15 protein-coding genes, 2 tRNA genes and 1 pseudogene are annotated in these 15,358 nt (G+C 46.8%); 14 read left to right on the top strand and 4 right to left on the bottom strand.

Annotation, left to right across the window (positions count from 1 at the left end; translation table 11 throughout):
• Positions 1-101: 101 nt before the first annotated feature.
• The 14 genes and pseudogenes from urtB (at position 102) to CXF58_RS13390 (ending at position 13,196) form a co-directional block, all read left to right on the top strand.
• Positions 102-1,943, top strand: coding sequence for an urea ABC transporter permease subunit UrtB (gene urtB / locus CXF58_RS13455; protein ID WP_102077819.1), 1,842 nt, complete (start codon positions 102-104; stop codon positions 1,941-1,943).
• A 10-nt stretch (positions 1,944-1,953) separates the two neighbouring features.
• Complete coding sequence (gene urtC / locus CXF58_RS13450) at positions 1,954-3,033, top strand: urea ABC transporter permease subunit UrtC (RefSeq protein WP_025643641.1); 1,080 nt, start codon at positions 1,954-1,956, stop codon at positions 3,031-3,033.
• A gap of 73 nt (positions 3,034-3,106) precedes the next feature.
• Positions 3,107-3,934 carry an urea ABC transporter ATP-binding protein UrtD gene (gene urtD, locus CXF58_RS13445; RefSeq protein WP_180952598.1) on the top strand — a complete coding sequence of 276 codons (828 nt, stop codon included), beginning with the start codon at positions 3,107-3,109 and terminating at the stop codon, positions 3,932-3,934.
• Positions 3,935-3,980: 46 nt separating this feature from the next.
• Positions 3,981-4,679: an urea ABC transporter ATP-binding subunit UrtE gene (urtE, locus tag CXF58_RS13440; RefSeq protein ID WP_102077817.1), complete on the top strand. Its 699-nt coding sequence runs from the start codon at positions 3,981-3,983 to the stop codon at positions 4,677-4,679.
• Positions 4,680-4,750: 71 nt separating this feature from the next.
• A complete protein-coding gene (locus CXF58_RS13435) occupies positions 4,751-5,740 on the top strand; it encodes an urease accessory protein UreD (protein WP_102077816.1) in 990 nt (329 codons plus the stop codon).
• Between the two features lie 307 nt (positions 5,741-6,047).
• Positions 6,048-6,350 carry an urease subunit gamma gene (gene ureA / locus CXF58_RS13430; RefSeq protein WP_025643648.1) on the top strand — a complete coding sequence of 101 codons (303 nt, stop codon included), beginning with the start codon at positions 6,048-6,050 and terminating at the stop codon, positions 6,348-6,350.
• A 32-nt stretch (positions 6,351-6,382) separates the two neighbouring features.
• Positions 6,383-8,527 carry an urease subunit alpha gene (ureC, locus tag CXF58_RS13425; RefSeq protein WP_102077815.1) on the top strand — a complete coding sequence of 715 codons (2,145 nt, stop codon included), beginning with the start codon at positions 6,383-6,385 and terminating at the stop codon, positions 8,525-8,527.
• An 81-nt stretch (positions 8,528-8,608) separates the two neighbouring features.
• Entirely contained in the window at positions 8,609-9,223 is a 615-nt protein-coding gene (gene ureE, locus CXF58_RS13420) for an urease accessory protein UreE (RefSeq protein ID WP_102077814.1), read from the top strand.
• Positions 9,216-10,052 (top strand): urease accessory protein UreF, encoded by an 837-nt coding sequence (locus CXF58_RS13415; protein ID WP_102077852.1) that lies wholly within the window; start codon positions 9,216-9,218, stop codon positions 10,050-10,052. The genes ureE and CXF58_RS13415 overlap by 8 nt, the downstream gene beginning before the upstream one ends.
• Positions 10,053-10,137: 85 nt before the next feature.
• Complete coding sequence (gene ureG / locus CXF58_RS13410) at positions 10,138-10,791, top strand: urease accessory protein UreG (protein ID WP_025643656.1); 654 nt, start codon at positions 10,138-10,140, stop codon at positions 10,789-10,791.
• Between the two features lie 172 nt (positions 10,792-10,963).
• A complete protein-coding gene (locus CXF58_RS13405; RefSeq protein WP_102077813.1) occupies positions 10,964-11,662 on the top strand; it encodes a HupE/UreJ family protein in 699 nt (232 codons plus the stop codon).
• Positions 11,663-11,759: 97 nt separating this feature from the next.
• Positions 11,760-11,939 (top strand): annotated as a pseudogene (locus tag CXF58_RS13400) (transposase); the annotation flags it as partial.
• Between the two features lie 407 nt (positions 11,940-12,346).
• Positions 12,347-12,697, top strand: a complete 351-nt coding sequence (locus tag CXF58_RS13395) for an IS630 transposase-related protein (RefSeq protein ID WP_102077811.1) — start codon at positions 12,347-12,349, stop codon at positions 12,695-12,697.
• Positions 12,672-13,196 carry an IS630 family transposase gene (locus tag CXF58_RS13390; protein ID WP_145989812.1) on the top strand — a complete coding sequence of 175 codons (525 nt, stop codon included), beginning with the start codon at positions 12,672-12,674 and terminating at the stop codon, positions 13,194-13,196. The genes CXF58_RS13395 and CXF58_RS13390 overlap by 26 nt, the downstream gene beginning before the upstream one ends.
• 524 nt (positions 13,197-13,720) lie before the next feature.
• On the opposite strand, the gene CXF58_RS13385 is transcribed toward CXF58_RS13390, so the two are convergent.
• The 4 genes from CXF58_RS13385 to msrB all read right to left on the bottom strand — a co-directional run bounded on the left by CXF58_RS13385 (position 13,721) and on the right by msrB (position 15,260).
• Positions 13,721-13,797 (bottom strand) — tRNA-Asp (locus tag CXF58_RS13385).
• Positions 13,798-13,848: 51 nt separating this feature from the next.
• Positions 13,849-13,924, bottom strand: a tRNA-Val gene (locus CXF58_RS13380).
• A gap of 296 nt (positions 13,925-14,220) precedes the next feature.
• Positions 14,221-14,706, bottom strand: a complete 486-nt coding sequence (locus CXF58_RS13375) for a glutathione peroxidase (protein ID WP_068404969.1) — start codon at positions 14,704-14,706, stop codon at positions 14,221-14,223.
• Positions 14,707-14,837: 131 nt separating this feature from the next.
• Positions 14,838-15,260 carry a peptide-methionine (R)-S-oxide reductase MsrB gene (gene msrB / locus CXF58_RS13370; protein WP_068404968.1) on the bottom strand — a complete coding sequence of 141 codons (423 nt, stop codon included), beginning with the start codon at positions 15,258-15,260 and terminating at the stop codon, positions 14,838-14,840.
• Positions 15,261-15,358 lie beyond the last annotated feature (98 nt).

The raw sequence follows: 15,358 nt of genomic DNA, 5'->3' as shown, positions 1-15,358 counted from the left end.
TTCTTATTGGTATCAATATCAGCAAACCTTGATAGTCCCGCCAAGCTATAGGCTAGCTTGGCAGGGTTGGAGGAGTGTTTACTATAAAAAAGGATTCCACTATGTCGCCTTATCCCTCTTTTATATATGCTTTTATATATGACGCGCAGGCTAGCGGCTTTAACAAGGCCTTTAGTGCTGTTAGTCTTAGTCTGAGCCTATCATTTGTGCTTCTTTGCTTAGCATTTGTGCTCGCTTTAACCCCGCTTCCCGCTTCGGCTGCCGACACCGCAGTAGACAGTCATTCCCCTGCCAATACAGTAGCGACCACCTCTAATCTTGCCAGCGATGATAAGAGTTTGCTTACGCAAAATGCGCAGTCTTTGACTACGCCTGCCGCGCTTACCAGTCCAGTTACCAGTCCAGTTACCAGTCCAATTAACAGTCAGGGCGATGCCATTGAGCAGTTTGTGGCTGCAGACTTTAGTCAGCGCCAAGCGATGCTGGGTCAGTGGCCAGGCTCCGCTGAGAGTCTCGATACGTTAGTTGAGCTGATTGATAATGATGAGCTGTATCAAGGCAACGGTGGGCAAACTTATTTGCTAAACGCTGATGACGAGCTGTTTACCTATCCTGATAGAGATCTGACGGACGAATGGCCAAGCGATCTGGCGCAAGTAACATTGACTAATGCCCTGCGCTCCGCACTGGTGTTTGGGCAAGCAAAAGTGAAGCTGGATTCAGACGATCCGGCGCAGCGCTTGCAAGCGGTGAGTATCCTTGCTGATAACATCGAACAAATAGATCCTGCAATCGTCAGCGCAGCGGCCGTGCGCGAAGATGACGCAGAGGTGAGCGCCGCGCTTAGTATCTTGGAGGCGAGGCTAGATTTTCGCGATGGCGACGTGGCTACCCAAATCGCCGCGCTTGACGTGCTCGCTGACAGCGATAGCCCGCAAGTGTTAATCGATGTCAAACAGGCGTTGGCAAACGACAATCTTGATCCTAATCTTGAGACGGCGTTGCTGGCGGCTGAAGCAAGTATTGAGCAGCGCATCTCGATCAGCACATGGTCGGGGCATCTGTTCACCGGTCTTAGTACCGCCAGTATTTTACTACTAGCAGCGCTAGGGCTTGCAATTACCTTTGGGCTGCTTGGCGTCATCAATATGGCACATGGCGAGCTGATTATGATTGGCGCGTACGCCACTTATGTGGTGCAAAACCTATTTCAAGCCTATCTGCCTGAGATGGCAAGCTGGTACTTACTCGCCGCGATACCCAGTGCGTTTTTGGTCAGCGCTGTGATCGGTATGGTCATCGAGCGTATCGTGATCCGTCCGCTCTACGGGCGTGAGCTTGAGACCCTACTGGCGACGTTTGGTATCAGTTTAATTTTGATGCAGCTGATACGCATGGTGTTTGGCGCGCAAAACGTTGAGGTCAGCAATGTCTCATGGCTTAGCGGCGCGTATCAAGTGTCCGCAAGCCTTGCCCTTCCCTATAACCGCATTGCTATCATCGGCTTTACGGTCATTATTCTGCTGCTATTGGTGTATTTACTTAACAAGACGCGCTTTGGGCTATTTGTACGCGCGGTAACGCAAAATCGGCAGATGGCACGCGCGGTTGGTATCTCCTCTGCGCGCATCGATATGCTGGCCTTTGGGCTTGGCTCGGGGCTGGCAGGATTGGCAGGCTGCGCACTCGCGCAAGTCGGCAACGTCGGACCCAGCTTAGGTCAGACGTATATCATCGACGCGTTCTTAGTTGTCGTCGTCGGCGGTGTCGGTCAAGTATGGGGCGCAGTGCTCGCCTCTTTAGGTTTAGGCGTCAGTGGTACGGTGCTTGAGATTGGTATTGGCGCGGTGCTTGCCAAAATTGTATTACTGGTTCTTGTGATTCTGTTTATTCAGAAGCGGCCACAAGGTTTATTTGCACTAAAAGGCCGTTTTGTTGATTAAGGAGAAGGCTATGAGAATCATCACATTATTATCTGATACCCCGCGCAGCGCTGTATTTATCGGCTTATGCTTTTTGCTATTACTTATCGTACCGTGGCTGCATCTGCTGCCTATCACCTCTCCTTTTCACCTCTCCGCTTACTGGATTACCCTTATTGGTAAGATTATGGCGCTAGCAATGGTGGCGCTGGCCCTAGATTTAGTCTGGGGGTACGCGGGTATTTTGAGCTTAGGGCATGGGCTGTACTTTGCGCTTGGCGGTTATGCCTTTGGTATGTACCTCACGCGTGAGACCGCAGGCGACGGTATCCCTGATTTTATGCGCTTTTTGAGCTGGACTGAGCTGCCGTGGTATTGGGCAGGGACGCAGCACTTTTGGTGGGCGAGCGCTTTGGTGCTATTGGTGCCAGGTATCGTTGCCTTTATCTTTGGCTTCTTTGCTTTTCGCTCAAAAATAAAAGGCGTGTACTTCTCGATTATTACCCAAGCTATGACGTACGCGGCGGCCTTACTGTTCTTTCGTAATGAGACAGGCTTTGGTGGTAACAATGGTTTTACCGGTTTTACCACTCTTTTGGGCTACGACATTACTGCCGCCTCCACGCGCGCTACCTTGTGCTTTGTGACCGCACTGGCACTACTGCTATCTTATGCTGGCCTGCGTTATTTGATGGGTCAGCCTTACGGGCGCGTGCTTGGCGCTATTCGCGATAGTGAAAACCGCTTGCAGTACTTAGGGTATCGCACGCTTTGGTACAAGCTATCGGCATGGGTGCTATCAGCGGTTATCGCTGGTATCGCAGGGGCGCTGTACGTCCCGCAAGTGGGCATCATTAATCCTGGCGAGATGAACCCGATTAACTCCATTGAGATGGCTGTGTGGGTCGCTGCTGGTGGCCGCGGTAATCTTATCGGTGCCATCTTAGGCGCAGGCGTCGTCAACGCGCTCAAGACTTACTTTACCGTCGCCTATCCTGAGGTCTGGCTATTAATACTTGGCAGTCTGTTCGTCGTTGTCACCCTATTTTTACCAAACGGCATTATTGGTCTGCTTGGACGCTTTAAAAAGGAAAAATCTGATGCTCAATAATCATTTATCAACATCGCTTGTCTCTAAGCTGTCTAGCAATTTACCTGATAAAGCGCCTAAGAGGTCGCTAGCTATGACAGCTCAGGCGCTTGATGAATACGACTACGATGACGACCATAGCGACGGTTTGAGTCACCCTAAGCCTCGCGGCGCAGACTTTAGCCACGGTATTGCGCTGTACCTTGAGGAAGTGAGCGTCTGGTTTGACTCATTTCGGGCGCTGAACAACTTGTCCTTGTACATCGAAGAAGGAGAGCTGCGCTGTATTATCGGTCCTAATGGCGCGGGCAAAACAACCTTGATGGATGTGATAACCGGTAAAACCCGTCCTACCGAAGGTAGCGTGTTCTTTGGGCAAACCTATAATCTGGCGACTATGTCAACAGAACAAATCGCAGAATCGGGTATCGGGCGCAAGTTTCAAAAACCGACGGTGTTTGAGAACTTTAGCGTGCTCGATAATTTACTGCTTGCCGCGCCCAAAGACAAACGCGTAATGGGCAGTTTGCGCCGTAGGCTTGATGCCGATACTCGAAACACACTTGAGGCGACCCTTGAGCAGATTCGCTTGACAGACAAAACCCGCCTGCCCGCAGGCCTCCTCTCGCATGGGCAAAAGCAGTGGTTGGAGATTGGTATGCTGCTGATGCAAAGTCCTAAGCTTATCTTGCTCGATGAGCCAGTCGCTGGTATGACGGACGCTGAAACCGAGCACACCGCTGAGCTATGTCTGCGCCTCAAACAAAATCATACCTTAATCGTCGTCGAGCACGATATGAGCTTTATTAATGCCATTAGTGAAAAGGTCACGGTACTTGCCCAAGGGGCTATTTTAGCCGAAGGTACTTTAGCTGAGGTGCAAGAAAATGAGGCGGTCATTGAGTCCTATCTTGGACGCTAATGGCTTGACTTTTACTGCTTAAAACCATTTAAACATAGGAGCCTCTATGCTAGACGTTAAGGCAATCAATCAGTACTACGGCGGCAGTCATATTTTGCGTGACGTGTCATTTACTGCGCCGGTTGGCGAGTGCAGTGTAATACTCGGGCGTAACGGCGTTGGCAAAACCACTTTGCTTAAATGTCTGATGGGCATACTCCCAATCAAGTCAGGACAGGTTGTCCTCGATGGTACAGACATCAGTAAGCTCACTCCTGAGCAGCGCGTGCGCGCCGGACTCGCTTACGTGCCCCAAGGGCGCGATATATTCTCAACACTGACGGTAGAGGAAAATATTTTGATCGGTATGGCCAAGTTCTCCCGCAGCAAAGCGGGGCGCGTTCCCAAACACTTATACGACATCTTTCCGGTACTCGATGAGATGAAGCACCGGCGCGGCGGTGATCTGTCAGGAGGTCAGCAGCAGCAGTTGGCAATCGCACGCGCACTGGCCTCAGAGCCGCGCGTGCTGGTACTCGATGAGCCTACCGAAGGCATCCAGCCCTCAATTATCAAGGATATCGGACGGGTCATTAAGGATTTAGGCCATCAAGGGGATATGGCGATTGTACTGGTTGAGCAGTTCTATGAATTTGCAGAGGAGCTGGCGGATAACTACACCGTGCTCTCGCGCGGACAAGTGGTCGCTCAGGGCGCAGGAGAGGATATGGCAAACAACCACATTCAAGAGTTGGTAGCCATCTAAAAGCATACGTTTCAAGAATGCTTTTAAAAGCGCTTTTTTAATAGCATACGTCTCAAAAGGAACATTTTATTTTGACTTGGCAATCTACGCTACATCTTTATTTTGACCATACAGCTGACGCGGCAAAAACTCGGCTGTATCACCGTGCCCATACTGGGGCACTGGTGGTACAACGCGCACTGTATCCTGAGCCTGATCACCAAGCAGGGATTTGTCATATCTATGTGTTATATCCTCCCGCTGGTATCGCGGATGATGACCGCTTAACACTGGAGTACAAGCTAGAGGCCAATAGTCATGCGGTGATTACTACCCCAGGCGCGGGAAAATGGTACGGGCAACGACAGGCGCAGCGCCAAGCGCATTATGGCGAAGCACAAAAATGTGGCAAATCAAGTCAGCCTATAGACAGCAGTAGCAGCACTTTGCTTGATAAGCGCTTATTAAGCGCTACGGTTGAGGCCGTACAACATATCAGCGCCTACCTCGATGACCACGCTATCCTTGAGTGGCTGCCCCAAGAGAGCATTTATTACGATCACTCTGTCTCTAACGCTACTAACCGCTTTTATTTAACCCAAACCGCCAGTTTGCTCACTTGGGATATCGCCGTGTTTGGTCGTCAAGCGTACCGAGAGACTTTTGCTCATGGTCACTATGCCAATCGTTTAGAGATATGGCGAGATAACGTGTTATTGGTCAAAGAGCATACCGCGCAGCAGGCCGATACCCGCTGGTTTACCTCAGTACTCGGGCTAAATAATCAGCACGTGCATGGCTCGTTTTGGGCCATACCCAGCATTGATACCATTCAAGCAGAGCTAAAAAACAACCCATTAAAGCTGGGACAGTATTTAGATGAGACGATCAGCGAGATACGCAGTCTTATCGATAAACATTCCTTACCCATTTATTGTACGCACAACTATCAAGGGATCAATTGTCGCTACCTAGGGTCTGATGTACGAGCTTGTTTTGAAGCCTTTTACCAAGCCCGCGAGCTTATCAGGCGCAAATGGTATGCGCTTGAGCCGCATCGACCAAGGATTTGGGACACTTAGTTTTTAACTCTGACCTATTCTAAAGCGATAGCTTTTGACAATAGACTCTATTGATCAACAGCGATGTGACTAGGGCGTGTCCCTATTTTAAAAATGGTGATGAAAATGAGATAAATTAAAGGCAAACAAGGAAAATAGCGCAGGTAATATCAAGATATTGGCCAGCTATTTGACACCGTTTGCCAAAGATTTAGCCATTTTTAGCCCGTTTAGTCATAAACGCTTGAATTAGGGACACGCCCTAATGTGATAAGTAAATAAACAAATAACATGACCACTCATTATTAAGGCTATTAAGGATAATCCGATGCAACTAACCCCTACCGAAAAAGACAAACTCATGCTATTTACCGCCGGTATGGTCGCTGAACGTCGTAAAGAGCGCGGCGTCAAGCTCAACTATCCAGAAGCCATCGCTTATATCAGTATGCTGCTTATGGAAGGCGCCCGTGATGGCAAGACCGTAGCGCAGCTAATGAGTGAAGGCGCGACTTATCTCTCAACTGATGATGTCATGGACGGTATTGCTGAGATGATTCACGATGTACAAGTCGAAGCCACCTTCCCTGATGGCACAAAACTTGTGACCGTACACAACCCTATCGTCTAGTAAGACCTATAGAACCATGAAGGATGACAAAAATGAGCAAAAATAAAAAGATAAAAGCAGGCGAATATAGAATCAAAGCAGGAGATATGGCCCTAAATGCGGGTCGCTGCGTGCAAAGCGTAGAGGTCGTCAATACAGGTGACCGTCCCATTCAGATCGGCTCGCATTATCATTTCTTTGAGGTCAACGAGGCATTAAGCTTTGATCGAGAACCCACGCTTGGCTACCGTCTCAACATCGTACCCGGAACTGCGGTACGCTTTGAGCCGGGGCAAGCGCGTGAAGTAGAGCTGGTTGCCATCGCAGGTCGTCAGCACATCTATGGTTTTGCAGGTAAAGTGATGGGAGCGGCCGATATCAAGAGCACGCCACACACCTCGCAAAAACGCGTGGATAGACGCATCCATGCCGAGCACTTTGGCCCGACCACAGGCGACAAAGTGCGCTTGGCCGATACCGACTTATGGCTTGAAGTGGAGTATGATTTGACCAGCCACATCGACCAGCGTCCTAATACGTGTAGCGTCAGTATCGGTGAGGAGGTGAAGTTTGGCGGCGGCAAGGTCATCCGTGATGGCATGGGCCAATCACAGCTGCTTGGTAGTCAAGTAGCCGACACCATTATCACCAATGCTTTGATTGTTGACTATACCGGTATTTATAAGGCCGACGTGGCTATCAAAGAGGGTCGCATTAGCGGTATTGGCAAAGCCGGCAACCCTGATATTCAGCCCAATGCGACTCTGCCGATTGGCGCAGCGACTGAGATTATCGCTGGAGAAGGCAAAATCCTAACTGCTGGTGGTGTTGACAGTCACATTCACTTTATTGCTCCCCAGCAATGCGAAACAGCCTTGATGTCTGGAGTCACCACCATGCTTGGCGGCGGTACTGGGCCTGCCGAGGGCACTCTAGCCACTACTTGTACGCCAGGCGCTTATCATATTCAAAGTATGCTAAAAGCCAGCGATGCTATTCCTATGAACATTGGGCTGCTTGGTAAAGGTAACGTTAGCTTACCTGAGCCTATTATCGAACAAGTTGCAGCGGGGGCTATCGGTCTAAAACTGCATGAAGACTGGGGCTCAACACCGCAGGCTATTGATAATTGCTTGAGTGTGGCTGATGAGTACGATGTGCAGGTCGCTATCCATACCGATACATTAAATGAAAGTGGCTATTTGCATAGCACGTTAGCTGCTTTTAAAGAGCGCTGCATCCATACCTTTCACACCGAAGGCGCAGGCGGTGGTCATGCGCCAGATATCCTAAAAGCCATTGGCGAACCCAACGTCTTGCCGTCGTCAACCAATCCGACGCGTCCTTTTACGGTCAATACCATCGATGAACACCTCGACATGCTCATGGTCTGTCACCACTTAAGCCCAGCCATCGCCGAGGATGTGGCTTTTGCTGAGAGTCGTATCCGCCGCGAGACTATTGCTGCTGAGGACATTTTGCAAGATATGGGCGCCATCTCCATGATGAGCAGCGACTCGCAAGCGATGGGGCGCGTAGGAGAGGTCATTATTCGCACGTGGCAGACCGCTGATAAAATGAAAACGCAGCGTGGTCACTTAGCACCTGACCAAACGGCCAAAACGGAGCAGTCCTCAGAACATATCACCTTAAGTCATGCCGACTTTGATAGCGGTAATGATAACTTTCGTATCAAACGCTATATCTCTAAATACACCATCAATCCCGCTATTACCCACGGTATCAGCGATGAGGTCGGCTCTATTGAAGTTGGCAAATGGGCGGATCTGGTTTTATGGTCACCCGCGTTTTTTGGGGCAAAACCGGACAATATTATCAAAGGCGGGTTGATAGCTGCCGCGCCTATGGGCGACCCTAACGCCTCCATTGCTACCCCGCAGCCTGTCCACTATCGCCCTATGTTTGGCAGCTTCCCTAAAACGGTAGCGCAAACTTGTATCACCTTTATGTCGCGTACTGCCTTAGAGAAAGGTGTTGATAAGCAGTTGGGACTAAATAAAGTCATTAAAGCAGTACACAACATTCGTCAAATGCGAAAACAAGATATGAAATTTAACAGCTACTGCCCGATTATGGAAGTCAATCCAGAGACTTATGAGGTTCATGCTGATGGGGAGCTGTTGACCTGTGAGCCTGCTGACTATTTACCAATGGCTCAGCGTTACTTTTTATTCTAAAGGGCTTTTATAGTAGTGCTAACTCAGCTCACTAGACATCAACCCCCTATTCCCCTATTTGAACGGACGATAAAGCAATTTATGAAAATATATACACAGCGTCTCGACCCAGCAGCGCTTAGCGCCAAGCAGCAAGCCGTTATTGATGATCAAAAACAGGCACATCACTTTTTATATCTCGATTTCGATACCCGTCAGCGTAGCCGCTTTAAAGCGCAAACGCAGCAGCAACAAGCCGTCGGTATTGACCTACCGCGCACAGAAACCATCAAAAATGGCAGTGTGCTGGCTAATAATCAAGGCGAATTGATACAGGTGATGGCCGCTAAGCAAGCGTTAATCAAAGTCACCGCTGATAATAGCTTCGATCTTATGAGGGGCGCTTATCATCTAGGTAACCGTCACGTGCCTTTAATGATTACCCCTGACGCCCTGTACTTTGAGCCTGACCACGTGTTAGAGGCGATGCTGGGTCAGCTTGGCCTACATACTCAAGCGGTACAAGCAGCGTTTGAACCAGAAACGGGAGCCTATAAAGGTGAGCACGGGGGACACGCTCACGGTCATGCGCATAGCCATACTGATAGCCATGGACACAGTCACGCTCATCACAGCCATGCTTATGCATATGCTCATACTCACAGCGCTCAAAGCGATAACGGACATTCGCATAGCGATGGCAACGCTTATGACTAATCATGAGACGCCCTTAGCGCAATCGAGCGCAAACGCGGTAGACGCAATAGACGCGATAACTGCGCTAAACTCTATAGATATAGACGTCACCGGACGTTTGCTTATGCTGGCGTCAAGTAACCTGCCGATCGGTAGTTACACCTATTCACAAGGTATAGAACCGGCTATTGAGTCCGGGCTTATTTGTGACGAGGCCAGTAGCTTGGAGTTTATGAGCGACTATTTAGCACTGGCATTATGTCGTTACGAGCTACCGCTATTGGCGCTTATGATGGCAGCGCTTATGAGTGATGATAACGCCCTTACTGATGCTTTAGGTGCCGATTACCACGCCAGCCGCGAAAGCAAAGAGTTTGTCTATGAGTCGAGCCAACTGGCACTGTCTTTATCGGCTTGGCTTGGTGATGTGCTTGAGCTTGACGTGCCTGATCGTCTGCTTGCTCATGGGTTTTTACCCTTATTTGCACATATCAGCTCGTATTGGCAACTTGAGCCTGCGCAAGCTATGACTACCTATGCTTTTGGGCAAATTGAGAACATGGTGCTGGCGGCGGTCAAGACTGTACCACTTGGACAAATGGCAGGTCAGCGTATCATCTGGCAGTTGCAGCAGTTATTAAGTGAGCGCATACCGCCCTTAGCAGCTAGCGTTCAGCAAAGCTTTTTGCAGGTGCAAAAACTATCGTTAGCGGCTAACAGCCTAGAGGAGACTAGCATCTTAAAGCTAAACCTGCTTTATCAAGAGCTGCATATGTCAGCTAACTTGCCGAATTTAGCGATACTGTCATGTCAGCATGAAAGACAATATAGCCGTTTGTTTCGCTCTTGAGTGCTAACCCACACTATTTCACTTAAACACTATTTATTTGTACCAAACTTTTAATTACTCACGACTTTATTGAGGATATTTATTTATGGCACTTACACCCAAAGCCGACCATACCCATTCAGAGACTAGCTTATCTCCTCTACGTTTAGGTATTGGCGGTCCCGTTGGCTCAGGAAAAACCGCACTCACGCTAAGATTGTGTCAACGCTTGCGTGATGACGTCAATATGGCAGTGGTGACCAACGACATTTATACCAAAGAAGACTCTGAATTCTTAACGCGTCACGAGGCCATGCCAGCCGAGCGTATTCGCGGTGTCGAAACGGGCGGCTGTCCGCATACTGCTATCCGTGAGGATGCCTCCATCAATTTATCTGCCATCGCTGAACTACAACACCAATTTGCAGGGCTTGAGCTTATTATTATCGAATCTGGCGGCGATAATTTGGCAGCGACCTTTAGCCCTGAATTATCTGATTTAACCCTATATGTCATCGACGTCTCAGCAGGCGATAAAATCCCTCGTAAAGGCGGACCTGGCATTATGAAATCTGACTTACTTATTATCAATAAAACCGACCTTGCCCCCTTAGTAGGCGCCTCACTTGAGGTGATGGCGCGCGATGCCAAAAAGATGCGCGGCGATAAGCCCGTGGTCTTTAGTAACATGAAAACCGGCGAAGGTCTCGATGATATCGTTACCTTTATCCTAGATAAAGGCATGATTAGCGCGGCATAAGGTGCTGCGTATAAATAGATGTTCTACAAATCCCTATAGTCAATCAATATTAAAAGTGGTACAAGGCAAACGAGTGCAAGTACTACAGTAGTAAGCTAAACGAGTCTAACGCTGTAACACTTTAATAGTGGTTCGACTATATATCGACTTATTAAACCATTAAGGACACATCATGAGCACACAAGCTTCAAAAACCATGACTAAAAATAAGACAGCTAAAAATCTAATCGATAAGGCGGCAATGACTCGCACTCTAGCACTGTCATCTTTGTTAACGGGACTGCCAACACTAGTATTTGCTCACCCTGGGCATGGGGTGATAGCAGCTGATGGAGCCTTTGGCAACTCAGTACTGTCAGGTATCATGCACCCTTTGACGGGGCTGGATCATCTTGTACTAGCGCTCGGTATGGGCATGCTCTTGACGCAAATGCACAGCTTTAAAAAAGGCTTTGTCTCGTTGAGCTTAGGTTTAGTGGCAGGTTTTGCCCTAAGCTTAAATATGAGCTTGAACAGTACGTTTATTGAGTCCGGCATTGTACTGTCTATCGTCTTACTCACCATGGCACTGATGAGCCGCTACTTTAACCGTGGATTCAATCAAAGCAATGAAGCGTCGGTAAAAACGTGGCATAACTTAGCCATCGCAGGCTTTGGTGCACTTGCTATGCTCCATGGGGCAGCGCACGCTATCGAAGTACCCGCTAACAGTAGCACAACAGGCTTTTTCATCGGTATGATTATTGCCATGCTTGGTCTGTATACTGTGGGTAGAGGCGTTGCCACTTACCTAAATACTCACTTGCAAGACAGCCTGATGATCCAGCGTGTACTGGCGGTGGTTGGTCTATGCGGCGTGTTGTTTATTTAGTTTTATAAGACATTAGCAGTTTTGTTAAACACTTTGCTAAGTATAGACGATTGTCTTTGCCAACTATCAATCAAAATAGAAAAGCGGTCATACCCCTAAACGCTCTCGTTTAAAGCAACGAGATTTCGATAAAGAAATGTACAAGTGGCGTCATTTGATCGAGAACTTCTTCTGTAAGCTGAAAGATTTCAAGAAAATTGCCATGCGTGCTGAAAAAACGGATGAGTCGTTTGCTGCTAATATCTATTTAGCAGCGACGATTATCCTTTTACGGTAATTGTCAACACACCCTAAAAGTTCTTTAAACTCAGCACTGTAAGTTCTACGTTTGGGTTTGTTAGGTGGTTGTGTTGTCATGTTAGTGTCCACGATTATTAATCGTGGACACTATCTCGCATTTTTTAAGTGAGGGAAAGATGGGATGGTCGGATGCTTACCCTTCTAAAACATTATGTCCCTGTCTTTTCCTAGCATCTTGTCCAGATAAGGATTTAGTTCTAATATTGGTAGTACTCCTACCTGTTTTTTTAGATCTACCTTTTGCTCCTTTGTGATTTGAGGATAGTGTCTTAGCACGTCCTTTACGTTCTCATTGCCTACTTTCATATCTGGATGATAGTATAGTCAATCCTACTTAAAAATGTTATAAAATAATTAACAAATTCAATTGTTATTATAAAGACCATGACTTACTCACTAGATTTCCGCAAACAAGTACTAAAAAGCTTAGACGAGGGTATGACCTTTGCCGAGGCAGCTAAATTCTATAACCTCAGCCCAACCACCATACAAAACTGGAAGAGACGTGTTCATAGTAAAACAACCAGGCAAACCAAACCCTATAAAATACCAGATGACGTGCTACTCAATGATGTCAAAGAACATCCTGATGATTATCAGTACGAGCGAGCACGTCGTTTAAACTGTAGTAAAACAGGCATTCATCATGCCCTAAAGCGCCTAGGCATCAGTCAAAAAAAAGACATTAGAGCATCCAAAGGCATGTCCGATAAAAAGAGCGATATATCACAGTAAGCTTAATAGCTTTATGCAGCAAGGCTATCCTATTGTCTATATGGATGAAAGTGGCTTTGAGGCTGAAACCATTCGTTCCCATGGTTACGCGCCTATTGGTAAGCCTTGTATTGATCGCTACAACTGGCAAGGTAAAAAGCGAACCAATGTCATTGCTGCTCTTTATGAGAAGATGCTGTTTGCACTTGATTACTTTAAGTACAACATCAACAGCAGCATATTCTACGGCTGGTGCAAACAAACCCTAATCCCAAGTCTTAAAACCAAATGCGTGATTGTGATGGATAACGCCAGATTTCATAAGAGCAAACGCATTCAAAAGCTACTAAACAGGCACGGGCATCGTATTCTTTGGTTGCCGCCGTACAGCCCAGACCTAAACCCTATCGAAAAGAAATGGGCTCAGGTGAAGTTTCTACGCCAAGGCTGGATGGAAAACGACTTATCCAAATTGTTTTATGATGTTTGCCCTAACCATAACAATTTTATTTTGAGCTGACTATATTTGGATGGTTGTGGGGACATGATGCTAATTTATCCTAAACATCATCAGTTCAACATACCTTTGGAATGTTTTGATTTAGCAGAAGAATTGAGATTATGGGCTATACCGTTTTGCATCGAGACTGACAAATTAATTACAGGTAAATGGATAGAAAGGTTTCCATCTTTATCTTAAACTTAGTTTGAGGCTAATCCTTTAAGCTTCTAAATTTATCGATAAGCATAAAATTTGGGGGTCAGTTGCCACATCCAAATTTTAATAACCTTGGTCACGAAATGGTCACCGTTTGGTCACCAAGCACTTGGTCACCGATTTTCAAAAGATAGAGCTCATGCGAAAAAACTTATCATTTACGCATTATTAAAGAGCAGACCTTTTCTTAACGGTCGATAGAGGCAAACAACCAGAGCTTATAAATAAAGGCCTTAAGAGGAAAGCTAGACACAAAAAAACCTCAAACAAGCTAATGTTTGAGGCGAAACTTGCTTAAACTTAATCGTTTAAATTCGTTTTAAATATGGCGCAGCGGACGGGACTCGAACCCGCGACCCCCGGCGTGACAGGCCGGTATTCTAACCAACTGAACTACCGCTGCTTAGGTCGTCTTTAGCATGTCGTCTTCTAAAAGACCCACTCGCTAAATGAGTGGTGGGTGATGACGGATTCGAACCGCCGACATTCTGCGTGTAAGGCAGACGCTCTACCAACTGAGCTAATCACCCTGAAAAGCGTTAAAAAATTGCACTGCAATTTTAGCTTCGCAAGGGAAATCCTTTAAATAGAATTCCCTGAAAGTTTTAACATTCAAAGCTGTCACCCTTTAAATAACTTTCAACAGAAGAGAACTAACTAAAGCCTCGCTCTGTGGGTGTGTATTATATAGATTTACACATGGCTGTCAAACCCTATTTGCCTTTTTCTTGCGTATTTTTTCTTAATTTAGCAGCAATTTATGCAAACCTATGTTTTTATTGGCTTTATATTTTACATAAAATTAATAATTTCTCTAGCTTATTATTTATTTGGCCGCTAATGCTTGTTCAATATCTGCTTTCAGGGCTTCAGGCTTCGTCGTTGGCGCATAACGGTCAATCACTTGCCCATCGGCACCAATCAAAAACTTAGTAAAATTCCATTTGATACCATCTGTCAGCAGCCCGCCTTTTTGGTCTTTAAGCCAATCAAAAATCGGATGCGCATCTTTACCGTTGACATCAATTTTTGCCATCATTGGAAAGCTGACGCCATAATTTTTTTGGCAAAACGTGCCAATCTCCTCGTTAGTCCCAGGGTCTTGCGCGCCGAACTGATTACAAGGAAAGCCAATCACCACTAATCCTTGCTCTTTATATTGTTGATACAGCGCCTCTAGGCCTTCAAACTGCGGCGTAAAGCCGCATTTACTGGCGGTATTGACGATTAATAATACTTTGCCCTTATAATCAGCAAAGGCTTGCGAGGTGCCATCCATACGTTCAGCGGTAAAATCGTAAATAGTGCTCATGATTCATCCTTAAATTGATTGTTTTATTATTTTTACTATTAACGTGCGTACTGATAAGAAAAAAGGAAGCACCGCGTACTTCCCTTTTATCATGCTAACTTTGACTAAAACATTGATTATATTAATACTTATTATTCAGCTTTATCCAAATCGATAGACACTGAGTTGATACAGTAGCGCATACCAGTGGTCTCACGTGGGCCATCAGGGAATACGTGTCCCAAATGCGCGCCGCAATTGCTACACGTCACTTCGGTACGGCGCATGCCAAGTGAATTGTCTTCGTGCTCATCGATAGCGCTATTATCGATACTCTGATCGAAGCTTGGCCAGCCGCAACCGGCGTCAAACTTATTGTCCGACTCAAACAAGCTGGCACCGCAGCCTTTACAGCGGTAGATACCTTTATCATTGACATCGTTATAAACGCCGGTAAATGGACGCTCTGTGCCCTTCTCGCGCATGACGTGATACTCGTCGGCACTTAAACGCGCTTTCCAATCTGCGTCGGTCAATTGGCTGATTTCTTCTTTGCTTAATTGATTGTCTTGCATCTTTTATCCTTATTAAATGATTGGTTATCTCATTTGCGATATGTCAGTTACTGACCAATTTATCGTACGTTTTTATAAAAACGCTAGGCTTTATCTGC

Origin of the sequence: Psychrobacter sp. Sarcosine-02u-2 (assembly GCF_002836335.1) — a bacterium.
Taxonomy (GTDB): domain Bacteria; phylum Pseudomonadota; class Gammaproteobacteria; order Pseudomonadales; family Moraxellaceae; genus Psychrobacter; species Psychrobacter faecalis.
The sequence above is the reverse complement of the archived record's forward strand: the minus strand, read 5'-3'. Positions and strand labels throughout refer to the sequence as shown.

Excerpts from the sequence above, each read along its gene's own strand:
- CXF58_RS13405 (WP_102077813.1), top strand. The coding sequence starts at position 10,964 with ATGAGCACACAAGCTTCAAAAACCATGACTAAAAATAAGACAGCTAAA.
- ureG (WP_025643656.1), top strand. The coding sequence starts at position 10,138 with ATGGCACTTACACCCAAAGCCGACCATACCCATTCAGAGACTAGCTTA.
- CXF58_RS13415 (WP_102077852.1), top strand. The coding sequence starts at position 9,216 with ATGACTAATCATGAGACGCCCTTAGCGCAATCGAGCGCAAACGCGGTA.
- ureA (WP_025643648.1), top strand. The coding sequence starts at position 6,048 with ATGCAACTAACCCCTACCGAAAAAGACAAACTCATGCTATTTACCGCC.
- urtB (WP_102077819.1), top strand. The coding sequence starts at position 102 with ATGTCGCCTTATCCCTCTTTTATATATGCTTTTATATATGACGCGCAG.
- ureE (WP_102077814.1), top strand. The coding sequence starts at position 8,609 with ATGAAAATATATACACAGCGTCTCGACCCAGCAGCGCTTAGCGCCAAG.
- CXF58_RS13375 (WP_068404969.1), bottom strand. The coding sequence starts at position 14,706 with ATGAGCACTATTTACGATTTTACCGCTGAACGTATGGATGGCACCTCG.
- CXF58_RS13395 (WP_102077811.1), top strand. The coding sequence starts at position 12,347 with ATGACTTACTCACTAGATTTCCGCAAACAAGTACTAAAAAGCTTAGAC.
- ureC (WP_102077815.1), top strand. The coding sequence starts at position 6,383 with ATGAGCAAAAATAAAAAGATAAAAGCAGGCGAATATAGAATCAAAGCA.
- urtD (WP_180952598.1), top strand. The coding sequence starts at position 3,107 with ATGACAGCTCAGGCGCTTGATGAATACGACTACGATGACGACCATAGC.
- urtE (WP_102077817.1), top strand. The coding sequence starts at position 3,981 with ATGCTAGACGTTAAGGCAATCAATCAGTACTACGGCGGCAGTCATATT.
- urtC (WP_025643641.1), top strand. The coding sequence starts at position 1,954 with ATGAGAATCATCACATTATTATCTGATACCCCGCGCAGCGCTGTATTT.
- msrB (WP_068404968.1), bottom strand. The coding sequence starts at position 15,260 with ATGCAAGACAATCAATTAAGCAAAGAAGAAATCAGCCAATTGACCGAC.